At 63.1% G+C, this 22,047-nt stretch carries 23 protein-coding genes and 2 pseudogenes; 9 read left to right on the top strand and 16 right to left on the bottom strand.

What is annotated here, in order from left to right; genetic code table 11:
* The 3 genes and pseudogenes from ACK6AU_RS09295 to exbB form a co-directional block, all read right to left on the bottom strand.
* Positions 1–113: pseudogene (locus ACK6AU_RS09295) on the bottom strand (energy transducer TonB); the annotation flags it as partial.
* Complete coding sequence (exbD, locus tag ACK6AU_RS09290; RefSeq protein ID WP_185696878.1) at positions 110–538, bottom strand: TonB system transport protein ExbD; 429 nt, start codon at positions 536–538, stop codon at positions 110–112. The pseudogene ACK6AU_RS09295 and the gene exbD, both read right to left, overlap by 4 nt.
* A gap of 6 nt (positions 539–544) precedes the next feature.
* The gene (gene exbB / locus ACK6AU_RS09285) at positions 545–1,537 is read right to left on the bottom strand and encodes a tonB-system energizer ExbB (RefSeq protein WP_409298946.1); all 993 of its coding nucleotides are present in this window, start codon (positions 1,535–1,537) and stop codon (positions 545–547) included.
* 189 nt (positions 1,538–1,726) lie between these two features.
* On the opposite strand from exbB, the gene ACK6AU_RS09280 reads away from it, so the two are divergent.
* Positions 1,727–2,584 carry an NAD-dependent epimerase/dehydratase family protein gene (locus ACK6AU_RS09280; RefSeq protein ID WP_409298944.1) on the top strand — a complete coding sequence of 286 codons (858 nt, stop codon included), beginning with the start codon at positions 1,727–1,729 and terminating at the stop codon, positions 2,582–2,584.
* Between the two features lie 123 nt (positions 2,585–2,707).
* Here ACK6AU_RS09280 and ACK6AU_RS09275 read toward each other — a convergent pair whose 3' ends face one another.
* The 6 genes from ACK6AU_RS09275 to ACK6AU_RS09250 all read right to left on the bottom strand — a co-directional run bounded on the left by ACK6AU_RS09275 (position 2,708) and on the right by ACK6AU_RS09250 (position 8,011).
* Positions 2,708–3,448 carry a hypothetical protein gene (locus ACK6AU_RS09275; RefSeq protein ID WP_185696881.1) on the bottom strand — a complete coding sequence of 247 codons (741 nt, stop codon included), beginning with the start codon at positions 3,446–3,448 and terminating at the stop codon, positions 2,708–2,710.
* A gap of 55 nt (positions 3,449–3,503) precedes the next feature.
* A complete protein-coding gene (locus ACK6AU_RS09270; protein WP_003176922.1) occupies positions 3,504–3,884 on the bottom strand; it encodes a RidA family protein in 381 nt (126 codons plus the stop codon).
* 36 nt (positions 3,885–3,920) lie between these two features.
* On the bottom strand, positions 3,921–6,026 hold the full coding sequence (spoT, locus tag ACK6AU_RS09265) for a bifunctional GTP diphosphokinase/guanosine-3',5'-bis pyrophosphate 3'-pyrophosphohydrolase (protein ID WP_409298935.1): 2,106 nt from the start codon (positions 6,024–6,026) through the stop codon (positions 3,921–3,923).
* 57 nt (positions 6,027–6,083) lie between these two features.
* On the bottom strand, positions 6,084–6,347 hold the full coding sequence (gene rpoZ / locus ACK6AU_RS09260) for a DNA-directed RNA polymerase subunit omega (RefSeq protein ID WP_007921129.1): 264 nt from the start codon (positions 6,345–6,347) through the stop codon (positions 6,084–6,086).
* 169 nt (positions 6,348–6,516) lie between these two features.
* Positions 6,517–7,137: a guanylate kinase gene (gene gmk / locus ACK6AU_RS09255; RefSeq protein ID WP_409298933.1), complete on the bottom strand. Its 621-nt coding sequence runs from the start codon at positions 7,135–7,137 to the stop codon at positions 6,517–6,519.
* Positions 7,138–7,147: 10 nt separating this feature from the next.
* Positions 7,148–8,011 (bottom strand): YicC/YloC family endoribonuclease, encoded by an 864-nt coding sequence (locus ACK6AU_RS09250; RefSeq protein WP_185696883.1) that lies wholly within the window; start codon positions 8,009–8,011, stop codon positions 7,148–7,150.
* A gap of 256 nt (positions 8,012–8,267) precedes the next feature.
* Between ACK6AU_RS09250 and rph the strand changes: the two genes are divergently transcribed.
* On the top strand, positions 8,268–8,990 hold the full coding sequence (rph, locus tag ACK6AU_RS09245; protein ID WP_185696884.1) for a ribonuclease PH: 723 nt from the start codon (positions 8,268–8,270) through the stop codon (positions 8,988–8,990).
* Positions 8,991–9,021: 31 nt separating this feature from the next.
* Complete coding sequence (locus ACK6AU_RS09240; RefSeq protein ID WP_085594216.1) at positions 9,022–9,390, top strand: DUF4870 domain-containing protein; 369 nt, start codon at positions 9,022–9,024, stop codon at positions 9,388–9,390.
* A 62-nt stretch (positions 9,391–9,452) separates the two neighbouring features.
* Here the strand turns inward: ACK6AU_RS09240 and ACK6AU_RS09235 are convergent, their stop codons facing one another.
* On the bottom strand, positions 9,453–10,232 hold the full coding sequence (locus ACK6AU_RS09235) for an exodeoxyribonuclease III (RefSeq protein ID WP_011064227.1): 780 nt from the start codon (positions 10,230–10,232) through the stop codon (positions 9,453–9,455).
* 81 nt (positions 10,233–10,313) lie between these two features.
* On the opposite strand from ACK6AU_RS09235, the gene pyrE reads away from it, so the two are divergent.
* On the top strand, positions 10,314–10,958 hold the full coding sequence (pyrE, locus tag ACK6AU_RS09230; protein ID WP_185696885.1) for an orotate phosphoribosyltransferase: 645 nt from the start codon (positions 10,314–10,316) through the stop codon (positions 10,956–10,958).
* 118 nt (positions 10,959–11,076) lie between these two features.
* Here the strand turns inward: pyrE and argB are convergent, their stop codons facing one another.
* The 4 genes and pseudogenes from argB to coaBC all read right to left on the bottom strand — a co-directional run bounded on the left by argB (position 11,077) and on the right by coaBC (position 15,334).
* On the bottom strand, positions 11,077–11,982 hold the full coding sequence (argB, locus tag ACK6AU_RS09225) for an acetylglutamate kinase (protein WP_085594219.1): 906 nt from the start codon (positions 11,980–11,982) through the stop codon (positions 11,077–11,079).
* Positions 11,983–12,006: 24 nt separating this feature from the next.
* Positions 12,007–13,407: pseudogene (locus ACK6AU_RS09220) on the bottom strand (phosphomannomutase/phosphoglucomutase); the annotation flags it as partial.
* Between the two features lie 257 nt (positions 13,408–13,664).
* Complete coding sequence (gene dut, locus ACK6AU_RS09215; protein WP_185696887.1) at positions 13,665–14,120, bottom strand: dUTP diphosphatase; 456 nt, start codon at positions 14,118–14,120, stop codon at positions 13,665–13,667.
* A gap of 5 nt (positions 14,121–14,125) precedes the next feature.
* Positions 14,126–15,334 (bottom strand): bifunctional phosphopantothenoylcysteine decarboxylase/phosphopantothenate--cysteine ligase CoaBC, encoded by a 1,209-nt coding sequence (coaBC, locus tag ACK6AU_RS09210; protein ID WP_409298929.1) that lies wholly within the window; start codon positions 15,332–15,334, stop codon positions 14,126–14,128.
* Between the two features lie 131 nt (positions 15,335–15,465).
* On the opposite strand from coaBC, the gene radC reads away from it, so the two are divergent.
* On the top strand, positions 15,466–16,140 hold the full coding sequence (radC, locus tag ACK6AU_RS09205; protein ID WP_185696889.1) for a RadC family protein: 675 nt from the start codon (positions 15,466–15,468) through the stop codon (positions 16,138–16,140).
* A gap of 43 nt (positions 16,141–16,183) precedes the next feature.
* Here radC and ACK6AU_RS09200 read toward each other — a convergent pair whose 3' ends face one another.
* On the bottom strand, positions 16,184–17,767 hold the full coding sequence (locus tag ACK6AU_RS09200) for an ABC transporter substrate-binding protein (RefSeq protein ID WP_185696890.1): 1,584 nt from the start codon (positions 17,765–17,767) through the stop codon (positions 16,184–16,186).
* A gap of 449 nt (positions 17,768–18,216) precedes the next feature.
* Between ACK6AU_RS09200 and rpmB the strand changes: the two genes are divergently transcribed.
* The gene (gene rpmB, locus ACK6AU_RS09195; protein ID WP_185696891.1) at positions 18,217–18,453 is read left to right on the top strand and encodes a 50S ribosomal protein L28; all 237 of its coding nucleotides are present in this window, start codon (positions 18,217–18,219) and stop codon (positions 18,451–18,453) included.
* Between the two features lie 11 nt (positions 18,454–18,464).
* Complete coding sequence (gene rpmG, locus ACK6AU_RS09190; protein WP_003177274.1) at positions 18,465–18,620, top strand: 50S ribosomal protein L33; 156 nt, start codon at positions 18,465–18,467, stop codon at positions 18,618–18,620.
* A 58-nt stretch (positions 18,621–18,678) separates the two neighbouring features.
* Here rpmG and ACK6AU_RS09185 read toward each other — a convergent pair whose 3' ends face one another.
* Entirely contained in the window at positions 18,679–19,041 is a 363-nt protein-coding gene (locus ACK6AU_RS09185) for a cupin domain-containing protein (RefSeq protein ID WP_185696892.1), read from the bottom strand.
* Between the two features lie 239 nt (positions 19,042–19,280).
* On the opposite strand from ACK6AU_RS09185, the gene ACK6AU_RS09180 reads away from it, so the two are divergent.
* Both ACK6AU_RS09180 and ACK6AU_RS09175 read left to right on the top strand, forming a co-directional pair.
* A complete protein-coding gene (locus tag ACK6AU_RS09180) occupies positions 19,281–20,774 on the top strand; it encodes an aldehyde dehydrogenase (protein ID WP_185696893.1) in 1,494 nt (497 codons plus the stop codon).
* 121 nt (positions 20,775–20,895) lie between these two features.
* Positions 20,896–22,047, top strand: coding sequence for an MFS transporter (locus ACK6AU_RS09175; protein WP_409298925.1), 1,152 nt, complete (start codon positions 20,896–20,898; stop codon positions 22,045–22,047).

Raw genomic sequence — 22,047 nt, 5'->3', positions numbered from 1 at the left:
ATCGGCTGTGGCTTGGACCAGTTGAGGGCGAGTGCGATCGCCACCGCATGGACGCCCAGCACCACCGCCAGGCTACCGCTGTAACGCGTCAGTCTTTGGCGCGTCGTGATCATTTCTTGGCTGCCGTCTCGAGTCCGACCAGGCCGACCTTCAGGTAGCCGGCCGCGCGCAGGGTGTCCATCACGCTCATCAGGTCGCCGTAGTCAACGCCCTTGTCGGCCTGGAAGAAGATCGTGGTGTCCTTCTTGCCCTGGGTCTTGGCGTCGAGGGCGGCGCCCAGGGTCTCGGCCTTGACCTCGTCGTCGCCGAGGAACAGGCGTTGGTCGGCCTTGACGCTGAGGAACACCGGTTTCTCGGGGCGCGGCGCCGGCTTGGCGCTGGAGGCGGGGAGGTCGACCTTGATGTCCACGGTGGCCAGGGGAGCGGCCACCATGAAGATGATCAGCAGCACCAGCATCACGTCGATGAACGGCGTGACGTTGATCTCGTGGTTTTCGGCCAGGTCGTCGCCTGCCCCTTCCTTCAAATGCAAGCCCATGGCCGATTACCCCACTTTCACCATGTGCGGTTGTGCGGAGCGCTCGCCTGGCTGGTGGTCCAGGTCGCGGCTGACCAGTAGCAGGACTTCAGCCGAGGCGTCGGTCACCTGGGCCTTGTAGCCGGTGATGGAGCGGGCGAAGACGTTGTAGATCACCACTGCCGGGATCGCGGCGACCAGGCCCAGGGCGGTGGCCAGCAGGGCTTCGGCGATACCGGGGGCGACCACGGCGAGGTTGGTGGTCTGGGTTTTGGCGATGCCGATGAAGCTGTTCATGATGCCCCACACGGTACCGAACAGGCCGACGAAGGGGGCGGTGGAGCCGATGGTGGCCAGCACGCCGGTGCCGCTGCTCATGTTGCGGCCGCAAGCGGCTACCAGGCGCTCCAGGCGGAAGCTCACGCGTTCCTTGATGCCTTCCTTCTCCCGGCTATTGGCCGACAGGCGCATTTCTTCCAGGGCGTCGTGGACCAGCAGGTTGGTCAGCGTGCCTTGCTTGGTCGCGCTGGCGCTGGCTTCCTTGAGATTGGTGGCCTTCTTCAGGGCGGCGATTTCATGGCGCAGGCGGCGCTTGGCGCCCATCAGCTCGAAGCCTTTGGCGATCCAGATGGTCCAGGTGATGATCGAGGCGATGGCCAGGCCGATCATCACCAGCTTCACGATGATGTCGGCGTTCTGGTACATGCCCCATGGCGACAGGTCGTGGGCCATGCCCAGGGTATTGTCGGCTTCCAGGACTTCGGGAAGCTCCTGGGCGGCTGGCTGGCCATCGACCGGAGCTTGTTCGCCGGTTGCCGCAGCTGCGGCGGGAGCCGTGGCAGGTGCTGCCGGATTGGCGGCCGGCGTGGAGGCGGCTGGCGCCGTGGCTGGGGCGTGCTGGTCGGCCCAGGCGGCGGTCGGGGCCAGCAGCAGGCTGCACAGCAGCGCGGCGACCGCGCCCATGGTGCGCAGCGGGCTGGGGCGGGTGGTTGGCGAGACGGAGAATGGATTGCTTGTCATGCTGGCCGGACCTGAGAGGAGAATAGGGTGAATGTCCTTCTAGGCCTCGCTGGGCCGAGAACAAAATGGGCGGTCATTATTGCAAGTAATTCTTGTTAACAGAAGTAATAGAGTATCTTTTTTTCCTCGATTACTAGCCGCTCGTCTTGTGCGAAGGCTAGTCTTGACCTTTGTGCAAGGAGTTTTCTGATGTCTGCCCCCTCTGTTCTGATCGCCGGTTGCGGCGATGTCGGAAGTCGCCTGGCGACTCGGCTGTTGGCCGAGCAATGGCGAGTCCATGGCTTGCGTCGTACGGTGTCGCACCTGCCCCAGGGAGTGCTTGGCGTCGCCGGCGATTTGTTCAGCGAACAGTGCCCGGCCAACTGGCCCCAGGGGACCCTGGACTACCTGGTGTATTGCGCCGCGGCCACCGAGCATGACGAGGCCGGATATCGCGCAGCCTACGTCGAGGGATTGCAACATGTGCTGGGCTGGCTCAAGCAGCACGGCCAGCGCCCCAAGCGCCTGTTGTTCGTGTCCAGCAGCAGCGTCTATGAGCAGAAGGATGGCGAGTGGATCGATGAAACTTCTCCCGCCGAGGCCAATGCCTACTCCGGACGCCTGATGCTGGAGGCGGAACAGGTGGCCCTGGATAGCGGAATCGCCGCCAGCCGGGTGCGCCTCACCGGCATCTATGGTCCGGGCCGCGAGTGGCTGTTGACCCAGGTCCGTCGCGGTTACCGGGTGGCGGTGGAGCCGCCTTTGTATGGCAACCGCATCCATGCCGACGATGCTGCGGGCCTGCTGGCCTGCCTGCTCAAGGCCGATCACGCGGGGGTGGCACTGGAGGATTGCTACATTGGCGTGGACGATGCGCCTGCGCCGCTGGCAGAGGTGGTCGGCTGGCTGCGTGAGTACCTGGGAGTGACGGAGTGGGCGGCGGACTCCAGCGTCCGGCGCACTGGGAGCAAGCGTTGCAGCAACGCCCGGGCGAAGGCCCTGGGTTGGTTGCCAAGCTATCCCAGCTATCGCGAGGGGTATGCGGCGATTCTTAAAGGGCAGGCCTGAGGCCGCGCCTCTGGCTGGTCGCCGCTGGCCAAGGCCGGGGTTGGCTCCCGAGGGGAGCCGCTACCGCCAAGGTGCAGGGCCTTGCGGGCCTTGTGGTCCTCTGCGGCAGCGGTTATCGGCGAATTACTGCTTCTCCAGCAGCCATTGCTGGTTGCCTGGGGTCAGCGATGGGACTTCGTCCGCCAGGGCGGTATTGACCGCCTGGAAGATCTCCAGCTGCTGATCCTTGCGCACGAAGATCCAGGAGTTGCCGCGCCCATTGAGCTGCAGCCAGATGCTGTCGTTGCCGCCGCTCATCGAGGCGCAGTCGCCAGCCAGGCACAGGGCATAGCGGTCCACGCCCGGCAGGCCCTGTACTGCGCCATCGGCCTGGAACTCCACGCTGTTGCCCAGCCCCGTTCCGTTGACGATCTTCCACTTGCCCCCCAGGTACGCCGAGTACAGGGCGCGCTCGAAGTTGGCCCCCAGGGGCGCGCCCTCGGGGGCCGGCTCCTTGGGACGGTCGAAGACTTGCTCGGGCTCATTGTCGTTGGCGACCTGGAGCAGTCGCTTGCCGTTGCGCTTGAGTTCGGTGGGGGCGCTGCCGTAGACCTCGATCTTGACGGAGTCGGCGCTTTCGCTGGGCAGCTTGCCTTCGACAGTCTCGAAACCATTGGTGTAGCGGGCCTGGCCAGCCTTGGTGTTGATCTCCCACTCCAGGGTCGGGCCATTGGCCTGGAGGGCTTCACGCAAAGGTCCGCCCTTGGAGGCGGCGTCGATCGCTACCTGATTGATCCAGATGCCGCCGACATCGTGTTTGGCAGGGTCGCTGGTACAGCCGCCGAGCATTGCGGCGAGCAGCGAAACAGCTAGCGCTTTGCGCATGATGAAATCCTTTCAGAACGAAAACGGCGCGGCCTGGACGGCCGCGCCGAGGGTGTCACTCGATGACCAGAATGGCATCCATTTCAACCTGCGCACCCTTTGGCAGGGCGGCCACGCCGATGGCGGCGCGAGCTGGGTAGGGCTGTTCGAAGTATTTGCCCATGATCTCGTTGACCTTGGCGAAGTGGCTCAGGTCGGTGAGGAAGATGTTCAGCTTGACGATATCCTTGAACGAGCCACCAGCAGCCTCGGCGACCGACTTGAGGTTCTCGAATACCTGGACGGTCTGGGCTTCGAAGCCTTCGACCAGCTCCATGGTCTTTGGATCCAGCGGGATCTGGCCCGACATGTAGACGGTGTTGCCAGCCTTGATCGCCTGGGAGTAGGTACCGATGGCGGCCGGGGCCTTGTCGCTGGTAATAACGGTCTTGGTCATGAATGACTCCTTGTAATGGGCGGGCTTTGCGGCGGGTTAGGCACGCATGCGGGTGATACGGATGACTCCGATCAGGGCGCGCAGTTTCTTGATCACGCGGGCCAGGTGCACACGGTCGTGCACGCTGACCACCAGTTGGACCACGCTGATGCGGCCATCGCGTTCGTCCATGCTGATTTTCTCGATATTGCCGTCGGCGGCGTTGACGCTGCTGGCCAGCAGGGCGATCAGGCCACGCTGGTGCTCCAGCTCGACGCGCAGCTCGACGTTGAACTCGCCGGTGACATCCTTGGCCCAGGACAGCTGGATGCATTTTTCCGGGTTGTGGCGGATTTCGCTGATGTTGCGGCAGTTTTCCAGGTGCACCACCATTCCCTTGCCGGCCGACAGGTGGCCGACGATGGGGTCGCCCGGGATCGGTGTGCAGCATTTGGCATAGCTCAGCACCAGGCCTTCGGTGCCGCGGATGGCCAGCGGGCCTTCCGGGCTCGGCAGTTGTTCGCCTTCGCCCAGCAGGCGGCGGGCCACGACGTAGGCCATGCGGTTGCCCAGGCCGATGTCTTCCAGCAGGTCTTCGATCAGTTCCAGGCGGTATTCGTGGAGGATTGCCTGGACTCGTTCGGCGGGGATCTTCTCCAGGGCGCTGTCGAAACCGTTGAGCACCTTGTTCAGCAGGCGCTCGCCGAGGCTGATGGACTCGGAGCGACGCTGCAGCTTGAGGGCGTGGCGAATGTGGGTGCGGGCCTTGCCAGTGACCACGAAGTTGAGCCAGGCCGGATTCGGCCGGGCGCCCGGGGCGCTGACGATTTCCACGGTCGAGCCGCTTTGCAACGGTTCGGACAGTGGCGCCAGGCGGCGATTGATGCGGCAGGCGATGCAGCTGTTGCCCACGTCGGTGTGCACCGCGTAGGCGAAGTCGACCGCCGTGGAGCCCTTGGGCAGCTCCATGATCCGGCCCTTGGGCGTGAAGACGTAGACCTCGTCCGGGAACAGGTCGATCTTCACGCTCTCGATGAATTCCAGGGAGTTACCGGCCCGTTGCTGCATCTCCAGTACGCCCTTGACCCATTGGCGGGCGCGGGCGTGGGTGCCCTTGGGCTGCTCGTCGCCGCTGGACTTGTACAGCCAGTGGGCGGCGATGCCGTTGTTGGCCATCTCTTCCATTTCGCGGGTGCGGATCTGGATCTCGATCGGCACCCCGTGCATGCCGAACAGCGTGGTATGCAGCGACTGGTAGCCGTTGGCCTTGGGAATGGCGATGTAGTCCTTGAAGCGCCCGGGCAGCGGCTTGTACAGGTTGTGTACGGCGCCGAGCACGCGATAGCAGGTATCGACCTTGTCGACGATGATCCGGAACGCGTAGACATCCATGATCTCGTTGAAGGCCCGACGCTTGCCGCGCATCTTCTTGTAGATGCCGTAGAGGTGTTTCTGGCGGCCGCTGACTTCGCCCTGGATGCCGTCGATAGCCAGGCAGTGACTCAGGGATTCCTCGATCTTGTTGACGATTTCCTTGCGATTGCCCCGGGCGCGCTTGACCGCCTGGTAGATCCGCGCGGAGCGCATCGGGTGCATGGCCTTGAAGCCCAGGTCCTCGAACTCGATGCGCACGGTATGCATGCCCAGGCGGTTGGCAATGGGTGCGTAGATTTCCAGGGTTTCCTTGGCGATCCGCCGGCGCTTCTCGCCGGACAGCACTTCCAGGGTGCGCATGTTGTGCAGGCGGTCGGCCAGCTTGACCAGGATCACGCGGATATCGCGCGCCATGGCCATGGCCATCTTCTGGAAGTTCTCGGCCTGGGCTTCGGCCTTGGTCTCGAAGTTCATCTGGGTCAGTTTGCTGACCCCATCGACCAGTTCGGCCACGGTCTCGCCAAACTGGGCGCTGAGCGCTTCCTTGGCGATCCCGGTATCTTCGATCACGTCATGCAGCATCGCGGCCATCAGGCTCTGATGGTCCATGTGCATGTCGGCAAGAATGTTCGCGACCGCCAGTGGGTGCGTGACGTACGCCTCGCCGCTGCGACGGCGTTGACCATCATGGGCTTGTTCGGCGTAGAAATACGCTCGGCGGACCAGGTTCACCTGGTCCGTGCCGAGATAGGTCGATAAGCGATCGGCGAGGGCGTCTATGCTCGGCATGATGTCTCCTGCCGTAGGCTGTGATCCCGCGCCGTGCTACGTCGACCAGGCATAGGCTTAGACGGCCTCGTTGGACTCGTCCTCGAAAGCAGCGAAAAGCGGCTCGTCTTCAACGATCTCGGCTTCGGCGATGGCTGCGTAATCGATCAGGCCTTCAGCGATTTCGCGCAGGGCGACAACGGTAGGCTTGTCGTTTTCCCATGCTACTTTCGGCTCTTTGCCGCCAGTGGCCAGCTGACGGGCACGCTTGGTAGAGAGCATGACCAGCTCAAAGCGGTTATCCACGTGTTCTAGGCAGTCTTCAACGGTTACGCGGGCCATGGTCTTCCTCGTAGCAAATGCGATAGGCGCGGTGCCCGGATGGGCGAGCGGACTCAACAGTTTAAAAAATCACCAGCGTTTAGGGAAGCGCTGATTTTTTGAACAAACCCTTCAACGCGCTGCAAGGAGCAATGTAAAGCGCTTGCGGCGGTTTTGGGAAGTGCTGTTTTCAACCCAGCAATTCAGCCAGCAATTTGCCGAAACGCTGTTGCTGGCGCTTCTGCTGCAGCTGGTTGGTGCGGAAAATCGCTTTCAGGTCGTCCAGGGCATGGGCGAAGTCGTCGTTGATGATCAGGTAGTCATAGTCGACGTAGTGGCTCATCTCGCTGACCGCTTCACGCATCCGGCCTTCGATGATCTCGTCGCTGTCCTGGCCGCGATTGGTCAGGCGCTGGCGCAAGGCTTGCTGGGATGGCGGCAAGATGAAGATCGAGCGTGCCTGGGGCATCAGCTTGCGCACCTGCTCGGCGCCCTGCCAGTCGATTTCCAGGATCAGGTCGTGGCCTTCGTCCAGGGTTTGCTGCAGATGGCTCTGGGAGGTTCCGTAGAGGTTGCCGAAGACTTCGGCGCGCTCGAGGAAGTCGCCGTGCTCGATCATCCGCACGAACTCTTCGCGCTCGACGAAGTGGTAGTTCACTCCGTCGGTCTCGCCCGGGCGCATGGCGCGGGTCGTGTGGGAGATCGAGACGCGGATGCTGGCATCGGCGTCGATCAGGGCCTTGACCAGGCTGGTCTTGCCCGCGCCCGAGGGGGCGGAAATGATGTACAGGGTGCCGGTGCTGTGGGTCATGTCAGTTGCCTTACTCAATGTTCTGCACTTGTTCGCGCATCTGCTCGATCAACACCTTGAGGTTGACCGCAGCCTGGGTGCTGCGCGGGTCGAAGGCCTTGGAGCCCAGTGTGTTGGCTTCGCGGTTGAGCTCCTGCATCAGGAAATCCAGGCGCCGGCCGGCGGCGCCGCCGGACTTGAGCACGCGGCGCACTTCGATGATGTGGGTGCTCAGGCGATCCAGTTCTTCGGCGACGTCGCTCTTCTGCGCCAACAGGACCATCTCCTGCTCGAGGCGGGTCGGGTCCAGCTCGGTTTGCATGTCGGCAAAGCGATCGAGGATTTTCTGGCGCTGGGTCGAGAGCATCTGCGGAACCAGTTCGCGCAGGGTCGCCACGTCTTCTTCTATAGAGGACAGGCGTTCGTTGATCAGTCGGGCCAGCTCGGAGCCTTCGCGCTCGCGGCCATTCTTCAATTCCTTCAGGCCCTGGTTGAACAGCGCCAGGGCGTCGTTGTTCAGCGCCTGTGGGTCGTTGGCGTCCGCGACCAGAACTCCTGGCCAGGCCAGGACTTCCAGGGGGTTGAGCGCTGCTGGTTGTTTGATCAGGCCGGCAACGGACTCGGCGGCGGCCACCAACTGCGCTGCGCGCTCACGGTCGACCTGCAGTGGCTTGCCGGTGGTTTCCTCGGTGAAGCGCAGGGTGCACTCGACCTTGCCGCGCGACAAGCCCTGGCGCAGGGCTTCGCGGACCGCGCCTTCCAGGTCGCGAAAGGCTTCGGGCAGGCGCAGGTGCGGTTCCAGGTAGCGACTGTTGACCGAGCGCAATTCCCAGCTCAGGGTGCCTTGGGTGCCGGCCCGTTCTACCCGGGCGAAGGCGGTCATGCTGTGCACCATGGAGGTCCCTCCGATTCAGCGCCGGCGCCAACCGCCAATGGGTTAGGTGGGCTGATAGTGATGAATTAAAGCCGACAGGCTGCGAAGGCGCAGGATTGTAGCGCAGTGCGGTGGTAGCCCCCAAACCCTGGCGCGGGCTTATCGTGACAGGGCTTTGCCGGGGCAAATTGACCTTTGGCGGTTTTTGGTCTGCCCTGGCGCGGTCGCGGGCCTTATAATGTCCGGCAGTTTTCCGTCCTCGTACAGGTGTTCCTCTATGAAACGTCCAAGTGGTCGCGCTGCCGATCAGCTCCGCTCGATCCGCATCACCCGCAACTACACCAAACACGCCGAGGGCTCCGTACTGGTCGAGTTTGGCGATACCAAAGTGATCTGCACGGTCAGCGTCGAGAACGGCGTGCCGCGCTTCCTCAAGGGGCAGGGCCAGGGTTGGTTGACCGCCGAATACGGCATGCTGCCGCGTTCCACCGGTGAGCGTAACCAGCGCGAAGCCAGCCGTGGCAAGCAGGGCGGCCGGACCCTGGAGATCCAGCGCCTGATCGGCCGTTCGCTGCGCGCCGCGCTGGACATGTCCAAGCTTGGCGATATCACCTTGTATGTCGATTGCGATGTGATCCAGGCCGATGGGGGCACTCGTACCGCATCCATCACTGGTGCCATGGTGGCCTTGGTGGACGCCCTGAAAGTGATCAAGAAGCGCGGCGGCCTGAAGGCGGGCGATCCGCTCAAGCAGATGATCGCCGCGGTCTCCGTGGGCATGTACCAGGGCGAGCCGGTGCTGGACCTGGACTACCTTGAGGACTCGGCGGCCGAGACCGACCTCAACGTGGTGATGACCAGCACAGGCGGTTTCATCGAGGTCCAGGGCACTGCCGAAGGTGCGCCGTTCCAGCCGACCGAACTGAATGCGATGCTGGCCTTGGCCCAGCAGGGCATGACTGAGATCTTCCAACTGCAACAGGCTGCCCTCGCCGATTGATCCAGGCGGCCGCCATGGCAAGGAGAGCGTTATGAGTGATGAGCAACTTCCGCTGCCTACGCCGAGCCATGAGGTTCGGCAATGGGCAATGTTCTGTCACCTGTCTGCCTTGCTGGGGCTGTGGATTCCGTTCGGTACGCTGATCGGGCCGCTGATCCTCTGGCAGATGAAGCGCGAGACCGATCCCTTCATCGATGCCCAGGGCAAGGAGGCGCTGAACTTCCAGTTGACGGTCGCCATTGCCTCGGCGGTGTGCTTCCTGCTGATGTTCGTGCTGATCGGCTTCGTCCTGTTCGGCCTGCTGGCGTTGGGCGCCCTGGTGCTGACCATCATCGGCGGCGTCAAGGCCGGGGAGGGCGTGCCTTATCGGTATCCCTTCACCTGGCGGCTGGTCAAGTAGATCGAGCGAGCACAAAAAAGCCGACACTGATGTCGGCTTTTTTGTGGGGTATGCAAGGACGCTTAGATGGTCAGCGTCCAGTCATAGTCCACGATCAGCGGTGCGTGCTGCGAGAAGCGCGGCTGGCGAGGCAGGCGCGCGCTCCGTACGAAGCGCCGCAGGCCGGGAGTCAGCAGCTGGTAGTCGAAGCGCCAGCCCAGGTTGAGCATTTCGGCCTGCTCGTTGTCCGGCCACCAGCTGTACTGGTCGCCTTCACGGCTGACTTCGCGCAGGGCGTCGACATAACCCATGTTGCCGATGATCTCGTCCATCCAGGCGCGTTCGGGCGCCAGGAAGCCCGGAGACTGCTGGCTGTCACGCCAGTTCTTGATGTCCAGCTTCTGTTGCGCCACGTACAGCGAGCCACAGTAGATGTACTCGCGCCGCTTGCGCCGCTGCTTGTCCAGGTAACGGGCGAAGTCGTCCATTAACTTGAACTTCTGGTTCAAGTCTTCATCGCCGTTCTGCCCTGATGGAAGCAGCAAGGTCGCGATGCTGACCTTGTCGAAATCGGCTTGCAGGTAGCGCCCGTAACGATCGGCTGTTTCAAAGCCGAGGCCGCTGATGACCGCCTTCGGCTGCAACCGCGAGTACAAAGCCACGCCACCTTGGGCGGGTACTTCGGCATCGCAGGCATAAAGGAAGTAGCCGTCCAGTTGGAAGGCTGGGTCGTCCAGTTCAAAGGCGGAGGCGCGGGTGTCCTGCAGGCAGATGACGTCGGCATTCTGTGCCTGCAGCCAACTGAGCAAACCGCGCTCGACTGCAGCCTGAATACCATTGACGTTCACACTGATGATCCGCATAAATGGCCCCAAAAATCACGTGCGTGTATGATACCCGAGCTCTACCTAATTAGCTAAATCCGTGGTATCTGGGGTTTTTTCATGCAGGCGTATCAGCGCGATTTCATTCGTTTTGCCATCGATCGCGGGGTTTTGCGCTTCGGTGAGTTCACCCTGAAGTCCGGGCGTACCAGTCCCTACTTCTTCAATGCCGGCCTGTTCAACAGCGGCACGGCCCTGGCCCAGCTGGGGCGTTTCTATGCTGCGGCGATCGTCGATAGCGGCATTTCCTTCGATGTGCTGTTCGGGCCGGCCTACAAGGGCATTCCCCTGGCTGCGGCGACCGCGGTCGCCCTGGCCGAGCATCACCAGCGCGACCTGCCCTGGTGCTTCAATCGCAAGGAAGCCAAGGCCCATGGCGAGGGTGGCAGCCTGGTGGGGGCGCCGTTGACTGGCGATGTGCTGATCGTCGACGACGTGATCACTGCTGGCACGGCCATTCGCGAAGTGATGCAGATCATCGGTTCCCAGGACGGCGCCAAGGCGGCCGGCGTGTTGATCGCCCTGAACCGCCAGGAGCGTGGCAACGGCGAGCTGTCGGCGATCCAGGAAGTCGAGCGCGACTTCGGTATCCCGGTAGTAAGCATCGTTTCCCTGAACCAGGTCCTGGAATTCCTGGCCGATGACCCGCAGCTCAAGCAGCATCTGCCGGCAGTGGAAGCCTACCGCACGCAATTCGGCGTCTGAGGTACTGGGGCGGGGCTTGTCTGGCACACCGATGTCGAGGGCAAGCCCCGCTCCTGTAGAAGGCGCAAAAAAAGACCCCGCCAGGCCAAGCCAGGCGGGGTCTTTTTTATTGCAGTGCTTAAGGACGCTTGCGATTGCTGATCAGGGTGCCGACACCGGTATCGGTGAAGATTTCCAGCAGGATCGCGTTGGGCACGCGACCATCGATGATCAGCGAGCTGCCAACGCCGCCCTGTACCGCTTCCAGGGCGCAGCGGATCTTCGGCAGCATGCCGCCGTAGATGGTGCCGTCGGCGATCAGCTCATCCACTTGCTGGGTGCTCAGGCCGGTCAAGACCTTGCCCGATTTGTCCATCAGGCCGGCAATGTTGGTCAGCAGCATCAGCTTCTCGGCTTTCAGGGCTTCGGCTACCTTGCCGGCCACCAGGTCGGCGTTGATGTTGTAGGACTCGCCATTGGCGCCCACGCCGATCGGTGCGATCACCGGGATGAAATCGCCCTTGACCAGCAGGTTCAGCAGGTCGGTATTGATCCCTTCCACTTCGCCCACATGGCCGATGTCGATGATTTCCGGAGTGGTCATTTCCGGCGTCTGGCGGGTCACGGTGAGTTTCCTGGCCCGGATCAGCTCGGCGTCCTTGCCGGTCAGGCCGATGGCGCTGCCGCCATGACGGTTGATCAGGTTGACGATGTCCTTGTTCACCTGGCCACCGAGGACCATCTCCACCACGTCCATGGTCTGCGCGTCGGTCACGCGCATGCCATCGACGAAGTGGCTTTCGATCGACAGGCGCTTGAGCAGGTCGCCGATCTGCGGGCCACCGCCGTGTACGACTACCGGGTTTATCCCTACAGCCTTCATCAACACGATGTCGCGGGCGAAACCGGTTTTCAGCTCCTCGCTTTCCATAGCGTTGCCGCCGTACTTGATCACCAGGGTCTTGCCGACATAGCGGCGGATATAAGGCAGCGCTTCGGATAGGACCTTGGCGGTATTGGCGGCGGCATCGCGTTCGATGGTCATTCAGGGCTCCGGTGCTTCAAACAATCAAAACGGTAGTTGGAGATCAGGTGCAACACGTTTCAGTTGGACATGGAACACGTCCTTAATCCGCTGCAGTTCGGCTGCATTGTCAGCCTCGAAGCGCAGCACCAGCACAGGGGTGGTATTGGAGGCGCGAACCAGGCCCCAGCCCTTGGCATAGTCGACTCGCACCCCGTCAATGGTGGTCAGGTTGGCACCCTCGCCCCACTGTGCGTCGTGCAAGGCATCAATGATGCTGAATTTGCTTTCTTCGGTCACATGGATATTGATTTCCGGCGTGGAAATATCGTTCGGGAAGGTGGCGAACAGCTCTTCCGAAGTGGCTTTTTCCTTGCTGAGGATCTCCAGCAGGCGTGCTGCGCTGTAGATGCCGTCATCGAAACCGAACCAGCGTTCCTTGAAGAACACGTGGCCGCTCATCTCGCCGGCCAGCAGGGCGCCGGTCTGCTTCATTTTCTTCTTGATCAACGAATGACCGGTTTTCCACATTAACGGGCGGCCGCCATATTCCTTGATCAGTGGCACCAGGCGCCGGGTGCATTTGACGTCGAAGATGATTTCCGCGTCCGGGTTGCGCGCCACCACATCCTTGGCGAAGAGCATCAGCAGGCGATCGGGGAAGACGATGCTACCGGTGTCGGTCACCACCCCGACCCGGTCGCCATCACCGTCGAAGGCCAGGCCCAGGTCGGCCCCGGTTTCCTTGACCTTGGCGATCAGGTCCTCGAGGTTCTCGGGTTTGCCCGGGTCCGGGTGGTGGTTGGGGAAGTTGCCATCCACCTCGCAGAACAGCGGGATGACTTCGCAGTTCAGGGCTTCGATCAGTTGCGGGGCAATGACCCCGGCGGCGCCGTTGCCGCAATCGACCACCACCTTCAGGCGGCGGGCCAGCTTCACGTCCCGGGTGATCTCCTCGAGATAGCGCGGCAGGATATCGACCTTGGTGACACTGCCCTGGGCGCTGCTCAGGTTGTTGCTCTTGAGGCGCTCGTGCAGGGCCTGGATCTGTTCGTTGGCCAGGGTGTCGCCAGCGATGACGATCTTGAAGCCGTTGTAGTTCGACGGGTTGTGGCTGCCGGTGAGCATCACCCCGGATTTGCCTGCCAGTACGTTGGCTGCGTAGTACAAGGCCGGGGTCGGGACCAGGCCGACATCGCTGACGTGGCAGCCGCTGTCATGCAGGCCCTGGATCAGCTGGGCCACCAGCTCCGGCCCGGACAGGCGGCCGTCGCGGCCCACGCAAACGTTGGGTTCGCCCTGGGCCAGGCTCTGGGAGCCGATGGCGCGGCCGATCCAGTAGGCGGTTTCGGCGTTCAGGGTTTCCGGTACAACGCCGCGAATGTCGTAGGCGCGGAAGATGCTGTCGGGAAGTTTCGGGGCGACTTTGGCTGCGTTGCTCATCACTGAGGGTGCTCCATCTGAAGGGGTGCAGTACGGCCGTGGAATGACAGGCCGGCAGGCTCAAACTGAAGGGTATGACGGCGTTTTCAGCATAGAGTTCGTACTGTGAATGTGCCATCCAGGGGCTATGACCGGTGTGCCACTACCCCGGTGCCGGGGCGGACCGAGCAGATTCGCCGACAATGACTGGTAGGCGTTCATCCTGAAATTTCCCTGGCGAGATGATCGGACCGGGCAAGACGCCCGGTCCGCAGGTTGCCTCAATGGCTACCGGAGTGGCCGAAACCGCCAGCGCCGCGCTGGCTTTCGTCGAACGCCTCGACCACCTCGAAGTGGGCCTGGACCACAGGTACCAGCACCAACTGGGCGATGCGCTCGCCGACAGCGATGTTGAAGGCAGCCTGGCCGCGGTTCCAGCAGGACACCATCAGTTCGCCTTGGTAGTCCGAGTCGATCAGGCCCACGAGGTTGCCCAGCACGATGCCGTGTTTATGGCCCAGGCCGGAGCGGGGCAGGATCAGGGCGGCCAGGCCCGGGTCGCCGATGTAGACCGACAGGCCGGTAGGGATCAGCAAGGTCTGGCCCGGTTCCAGTACGGTGTCTTCCTTGAGCATGGCGCGCAGGTCAAGGCCGGCGGAGCCTGGCGTGGCGTACTGCGGCAGGGGGAATTCGCTACCGAGGCGTGGGTCGAGGATCTTGGCTTGTAAAGCGTGCATGCGAGTTAAACCTGGTTCAGCCGTTCGGCGATGAAAGAGATCAGCTGGCGGGCAATCTTGCCTTTGCTGGTCTGGGCGAAGAGGGTTGCGTGCAACTCTCGGTCAATCACGCTGCAGGCGTTTTCCTCGCTGTTGAAGCCAATGCTCGGGTTGGCCACGTCGTTGGCGACGATCAGGTCGAGGTTCTTGTCCTTCAGTTTGCGTGCAGCGTAGTCGAGCAGGTGTTCGGTCTCGGCGGCGAAGCCGACGCTGAATGGGCGGTCAGGACGGGTGGCGATGGTGGCCAGGATGTCCGGGTTACGCACCATCTGCAGCAGCAGGCCGTCACCGTTCGTAGGGTCTTTCTTTAATTTTTGTGGGGCAACGACTTCGGGACGGTAATCCGCGACCGCCGCAGAGGCGATGAAAACGTCGCATGGAATGGCCGCCTCGCAGGCTGCCAGCATGTCGCGAGCGCTGACCACGTCGATCCGCGTGACTCGGTCGGGGGTTGGCAAGTGCACCGGGCCAGTGATCAGGGTGACCCGGGCGCCGGCTTCGACGGCGGCCTCGGCCAGAGCGAAGCCCATTTTCCCTGAGCTATGGTTGGTGATGTAGCGCACCGGGTCGATGTTTTCCTGGGTCGGCCCGGCGGTGATCAGTACGTGCTTGCCGGTCAGGGCCAGGTGCTGGAAGCAGTCGGCGGCGCACAGCGCCAGGTCGTTGGCTTCGAGCATGCGGCCCAGGCCGACATCGCCGCAGGCCTGGCTGCCGGAGGCCGGGCCGAATACCCGCAGGCCGCGGCTCTGCAGGAGTTGGGTGTTGGCCTGGGTGGCGGGGTCGCGCCACATGGCCTGGTTCATGGCCGGGGCGATGGCCACGGTGGCGTCGGTGGCCAGGACCAGGGTGGTCAGCAGGTCATCGGCGATACCCTGGGCCAGGCGGGCGATCAGGTCGGCCGTGGCCGGGGCGATCAGCACCAGGTCGGCCCACTTGGCCAGCTCGATGTGGCCCATGGCGGCTTCGGCCGCCGGGTCCAGCAGGTCGAGGTGGACCGGATGCCCGGAGAGGGCCTGGAGGGTCAGCGGGGTGATGAATTCACAGCCGCCCCGGGTCATGACCACGCGCACTTCGGCGCCCTGGTCGAGGAGTCGGCGAACCAGCTCCGCGCTCTTGTAGGCGGCAATGCCGCCACCGACGCCGAGCACGATGCGTTTGCGATACAGCCGCTGCATAGGCCTGTCTTTCCGTTCAGAGATTACTGCGTGGAGTCCCCCTCCCCAGGTGAAATACCACGCAAAAAGAGGGGGGCTAAGATAGCACAGCGTCCGCCATGGAACAGCGGCGCCATGCACAGGGAGGTGTGATGAGCATTCGTGATTGGCCCGCGGCGGAGCGCCCGCGGGAACGGCTTCTGGAGCAGGGTGCGCTCAGTCTTTCCGATGCCGAGTTGCTGGCGATCTTCCTGCGCACCGGTATCGCCGGCAAGAGCGCGGTCGACCTGGCCCGGCTACTGTTGCAGCGTTTTGGCAGCCTGCGCAGCCTGTTGGAAGCGGACCAGCTGACCTTCACCCGCCAGCCGGGGTTGGGGCCGGCCAAATATGCGCAGTTGCAGGCCGTGCTGGAAATGGCCCGGCGTAACCTGGCGCAGGAGTTGCGTCGGCACTCCGCGTTGGAGAACCCACTGGTGGTGCGCGATTACCTGAAGTCGATGCTGCGGCATGAGCCCCATGAGGTGTTCGGCTGCCTGTTCCTGGACACCAAGCATCGAGTCCTGGCGTTCGAGATCCTGTTCCATGGCTCGATCGATAGCACCACGGTGCATCCGCGCCAGGTGATCAAGCGCACCCTGGCCCACAACGCCGCGGCGGTGATCCTCTGCCACAACCACCCGTCGGGCATTTCTGATCCCAGCCCCGCGGACCGGGTGCTCACCCGGCGCTTGCAGCAGGCATTGGAACTGATCGATGTCAGGGTGCTGGACCACTTCATCATCGGGGAGGGGGATCCGTTGTCGATGGCCGAGTACGGCTGGCTCTGATCCCGAGGCAAGCCCGCGGCTTGCCTCGGAGGGAGTGGCGGGATTAGCGGAAGCTGACCTTGGAGTAGTCCTGGCGGCCGAAGGGGCTCACCTGGTAGTCCTGGACCTGCTTGCGGGTCAGGGCGAAGGCGGTCGGGTGGGCCAGGGGCAGCCATAGTGCTTGCTGCTGGATCTGGGTCTGGGCCTGCTGGTACAGCTTGCTGCGTACGCCTTGCTCGCTGGTGGTCTTGCCCGCGGTGATCAGCTTATCCAGGTTCTGGTCGCAATAGCGGGCGAAGTTGGTCCCGGACGTGACCGCCGCGCAGGTGAACTGCGGCGAGAGGAAGTTATCCGGGTCGCCGTTGTCGCCGGCCCAGCCCATGAACAGCAGGTCGTGCTCGCCGGCCTTGGCCCGGCGGATCAGTTCGCCCCATTCGATCACGCGGATCTCCGCCTGGATCCCCACCTGGGCCAGGTCCGACTGGAGCATTTGCGCGCCCAGGCTTGGGTTGGGGTTGAGCAGGCTGCCGGAAGGGCGGGTCCAGATAGTGGTCTGGAAGCCGCTCTTGAGTCCGGCCTTGGCCAGGAGCTGGCGGGCTTTCTCGGGGTCGAAGGCGTAGCCCGGCAGTTCCTTGGCGTAGCTCCAGGTGTTGGGCGGGTAGGGGCCATTGGCCGCTTCGGCGGTGCCTTCGAAGACCGCCTTGAGGTAGCTGGCCTTGTCGAATGCCAGGTTGATCGCCTGGCGCACCTCGGGTTTATCCAGTGGCGGGTGCTGGCTGTTGATGGCGACGAAGGCGGTCATGAAGGCCGCGGTGTGCTCGACCTTCAGCGCTGGGTCGGCGCTGGCGGCCTGGACGTCCAGGGGCTTGGGCGACAAGGCGATCTGGCATTCGTTGCGCCGCAGCTTCTGCAGGCGCACGTTGGCGTCCGGGGTGATGGCGAAGATCAGCGTGTCCACTGCCGGCTTGCCGGCGAAGTAGTCGCGGTTGGCCTTGTAGCGGATCGCGGCGTCCTTCTGGAAGCGGCTGAAGATGAACGGTCCACTGCCGATCGGTTGGCTGTTGAGCTTTTCCGGGGTGCCGGCCTTGAGCAACTGGTCGGCGTATTCCGCGGAATAGATCGAGGCGAAGCCCATGCTCAAGGTAGCGAGGAAGGTCGAGTCGGCGTGGTCCAGGGTGAAGCGCACGGTCAGCGGGTCCAGGGCGTCGATCTTCCTGATCAGGCCGGGAAGCTGCAGGGACTGGGCGTGGGGAAAGCCGCTCTGGGCCACCTGGTGCCAGGGGTTGGCCGGGTCGAGCATGCGTTCGAAGCTGAACTTGACGTCCTCGGCGGTCATCTCGCGGCTGGGGCTGAAGTATTCGGTACGGTGGAATTTCACCTTCGGATGCAACTTGAACACATAGGTCAACCCGTCGGACGAAATCTCCCAGCTTTCAGCCAGGCTGGGGACCACCTTGCCACTGCTGGCATCGAATTCCACCAGGCGGTTCATCAATACGTCGGCGGAAGCGTTGGTGGTGGTCAGCGAATTGTATTGCACCACGTCGAAGCCTTCCGGGCTGGCTTCGGTGCAGACGCTCAGCGCGGCGGCCTGGGCCAATGGGCTCAAGAGGGGGGCGAGCAGGAGCGGGAGGGCGGCGAGACGCATGGTCGGGTTCCTTGTGCAGATCGAAGGCCCATCTGCGAGTGCAGTCTGGAATTGCCTTACCCTAGTGACCTCGTGGGAAAATGACTATCCCTTTCGTACTGTCCAACTGCCGCCAGGAGGCTGTCTGTGGACCTGCTGGAGGGTTGCCCTGCAGCGTTGGCGGCGCCTGGAAAGTATTCAGCGACGAGTGGTCATTTTCTGCGATAGCCTTTGCCGCAGGCGTCCGACGCAAGAAAATCAGGAGTTTTCATCATCCCGAGCACAGCGGCTGTTGTTGCTATGGGGTCTTTCTGGTATAAAGCAGCGCTCTTTTCTAGGGGCCCGGTTCCTTGCACCTGCAGGCGTAGCCGGTAAGACCCTAAAGAAACGCGGCGCCTGGCGCCAAATGACTGAGAGATTAAGCGGCCAACCCATGCCGGGTTGGGCATGTGGTTTTAGAGGGCTGAGGCATGTCTAGAGTCTGTCAAGTTACCGGTAAGGGTCCGGTGACTGGGAATAACATTTCCCACGCAAACAACAAAACCCGTCGTCGTTTCCTGCCGAACCTGCAGCATCACCGCTTCTGGGTTGAGTCCGAGAAACGCTTCGTGCGTCTGCGCGTATCTGCCAAAGGCATGCGCATCATCGACAAGCGCGGCATCGACGCCGTTCTGGCCGAAATCCGTCGCGATGGCGGCAAGGTTTAAGGGAGCTAATCATGCGTGAATTGATTCGTTTGATCTCGAGCGCCGGTACTGGTCACTTCTACACTACCGACAAGAACAAGCGTACTACTCCGGACAAAATCGAGATCAAGAAATACGATCCGGTTGTTCGCAAGCACGTGATCTACAAAGAAGGCAAAATCAAGTAATTGATTTTTCTTCTGACAAAAAAACCCGCCTTCAAGCGGGTTTTTTTGTGCCTGCGATTCAGGCTTTCTGTTCGAAGGCCACGTAGACCTTGCGGCAGGGTTCCAGCACTTCCCAGGTGCCCCTGAAGCCGGCCGGGATCACGAAACGGTCGCCCGCGCGCAGGGTCTTGGCGTTGCCGTCGTCGTCGCGCAGGACCGACACGCCCTGCAGGATCTCGCAGTATTCATGCTCGGTGAAGTTCACCGTCCACTGGCCTACGGCGCCTTCCCAGATCCCGGCATTGAGTTGGCCGCAGGGGCTGGCGTAGTGGTTGAGCACCGCTTGCTCGGGGTCGCCCTTGAGGATCTTTTCTGCGGCGGGCCGATAGCGTTCGACCTCGGTGGCGGCCTGGCTGAAGTCGACGACGTTGTGGATGCTCATTGCTGGATTCCCCCGTGATTACGGCGCGAGTGGCTATGAAGGGCAGAGTCTATGTTTATTAAAATGCACATAGCAATCCGGTTTGCCCGGGCTCTGTCAAATATATTGAAAGTACCGGTCCCGCTGGTTTAGGGTGGCGAGTGCCTCGGGCCGAAGACAGGCTGGCCGGGCAGAATTCTTCAAGAGTGCCAGCGTCGTTCGCGCGGCGCTTGCATCCACAACAAGAGGAGGATACTCGCATGACCACCCTGACTCGTGCCGACTGGGAACAACGCGCCCGGGAACTGAAGATCGAAGGCCGCGCCTACATCAACGGTGAATACACCGCTTCGGTTTCCAACCAAACCTTCGAATGCATCAGCCCGGTAGACGGTCGTGTGCTGGCCACCATCGCCAGCTGCGATGCGGCGGACGCCCAGCGCGCCGTGGAAAATGCCCGCGCCACCTTCAATTCCGGTGCCTGGTCGCGCCTGGCCCCGGCCAAGCGCAAGTCGGTGATGATCCGTTTCGCCGGCCTGCTCAAGCAGCACGCCCAGGAGCTGGCCCTCCTGGAAACCCTGGACATGGGCAAGCCCATCACCGACTCCCTGGAGATCGACGTTCCCGGCGCGGCGCAGGCCCTGAGCTGGAGTGGCGAGGCCATCGACAAGATCTACGACGAAGTCGCCGCCACTCCCCATGACCAGTTGGGCCTGGTCACCCGTGAGCCGGTGGGCGTGGTCGCGGCCATCGTGCCGTGGAACTTCCCGCTGATGATGGCCTGCTGGAAGCTGGGGCCGGCGCTGTCTACCGGCAACTCGGTGATCCTCAAGCCGTCGGAGAAGTCGCCCCTGACCGCGATCCGCATCGCCGCCCTGGCGGTGGAGGCCGGGATTCCCGCCGGTGTGTTCAACGTGCTGCCAGGCTACGGCCATACCGTCGGCAAGGCCCTGGCCCTGCACATGGACGTGGACACCCTGGTATTCACCGGTTCCACCAAGATCGCCAAGCAACTGCTGGTGTACTCCGGCGAGTCGAACATGAAGCGCGTCTGGCTCGAGGCCGGCGGCAAGAGCCCGAACATCGTGTTCGCCGATGCCCCCGACCTGCAGGCCGCCGCCGAGTCCGCGGCCAGTGCCATCGCCTTCAACCAGGGCGAGGTCTGCACCGCCGGCTCGCGCCTGCTGGTGGAGCGCTCCATCAAGGACAAGTTCCTGCCCATGGTGCTCGAGGCCCTCAAGGCCTGGAAACCGGGCAACCCGCTGGACCCGGCCACCAATGTCGGGGCCCTGGTGGATAGCCAGCAGATGAACACCGTGCTGTCCTATATCGAGGCCGGCCATGCCGACGGCGCCAAGCTGCTGGTCGGCGGCAAGCGCACCCTGGAGGAAACCGGCGGTACCTATGTCGAGCCGACGATCTTCGACGGCGTCAGCAACGCGATGAAGATCGCCCAGGAAGAGATCTTTGGCCCAGTGCTGTCGGTCATCACCTTCGACACCGCCGAAGAAGCGATCCAGATTGCCAACGACACTCCCTATGGGCTGGCGGCAGCGGTATGGACCGCGAACATTTCCAAGGCCCACCAGGCTGCCCGGGCCTTGCGCGCCGGCAGTGTATGGGTCAACCAGTACGACGGCGGCGACATGACCGCGCCGTTCGGTGGCTTCAAGCAATCGGGCAACGGCCGTGACAAGTCGCTGCACGCATTCGACAAGTACACCGAGCTCAAGGCGACCTGGATCAAGCTCTGAGTCCCTTGTTCCAGCCCGTCCCTGAAGGGGCGGGCGATCGCAGCGCAGCCGGGCTTTCCGCAAGGGAAGTCCGGCTGTGTTGTCTGTGCCTTGCAGAACAATGATCCACAGGAGCGTGGAAATGCGTTGGGCGACCTATTTCGCCGTTTTGTCCGCTGTCCTGAGCGTGGGCCTGGCCCTGGGCATGACGATGCCGCTGGTGTCCTTCCGTCTCGAAGGTTGGGGCTACGGGCCCTTTGCCATCGGCGTGGTCGCGGCGATGCCGGCCATCGGCGTATTGCTCGGGGCGAAGATTTCCAATCGCCTGGCGGCCCGCCTTGGCACCGCCAGCCTGATGCGCCTGTGCCTGTGGGCCGGGGCGATGTCCATCGGCTTGCTGGCGCTGTTGCCCAGCTACCCGGTGTGGCTGGTGCTGCGGCTGGTCCTGGGCATGGTGCTGACCATCATCTTCGTGCTCGGGGAAAGCTGGATCAACCAGCTGGTTGTAGAGCAGTGGCGCGGGCGGCTGGTGGCACTGTATGGCAGCGGCTACGCCCTGAGCCAGCTGGCCGGACCCTTGCTGCTGGGTGTGCTGGGCACCGAGCATGACTACGGCTTCTGGGTGTCGGTCGGCCTGTTGGCGGTGGCGCCCTTGCTCCTGCTGGGGCGCAGCGGCGCCCCGGCCACCGAGTCGTGCAGCGTGACCCTGAAGGACCTCTGGCTCTTCTGCCAGGCATTGCCGGCGATTGGCTGGGCGGTGGCGCTGTTCGCCACCTTCGAGGCGCTGATCCTCACCCTGTTGCCGGTGTATTGCCTGAGCCAGGGCTTCAGCGAGGAGATCGCCCTGGCGATGGTCAGCACCGTGGTGGTGGGCGATGCGCTGCTGCAATTGCCGATCGGCGCCCTGGCCGACCGGATATCGCGGCGTGGGTTGTTCACCGGCTGCGCGGTGATCCTGCTGTGTTCCAGCCTGGCCATTCCGCTGCTGCTGGATAACCGCTGGCTGATCTGGCCGCTGTGGGTGCTGTTCGGCGCGAGCGCCGGTGGCTTGTTCACCCTGTCGCTGATCCTGATCGGCGAGCGCTATCGCGACGACGCGCTGGTGCGGGCCAATGCCCACGTGGCCCAGCTCTGGGGGATCGGCTGTCTGGTCGGTCCCCTGGTGGCGGGGGCGGGCAGCCAGTGGGTCAGCGGCCATGCCATGTTGCTGCTGGTGGCGGCCGGAGCCTTGGGATTGTTGCTCCTGCTGCGGTGCCCGGGCGCCTTCGGTAGCCCCCGGGCCCAGCCGTCGTAG

Origin of the sequence: Pseudomonas sp. KCJK8993 (assembly GCF_046230915.1) — a bacterium.
Lineage (GTDB): Bacteria > Pseudomonadota > Gammaproteobacteria > Pseudomonadales > Pseudomonadaceae > Aquipseudomonas > Aquipseudomonas piscis.
This window is presented reverse-complemented; position numbering and strand designations above follow the sequence as displayed.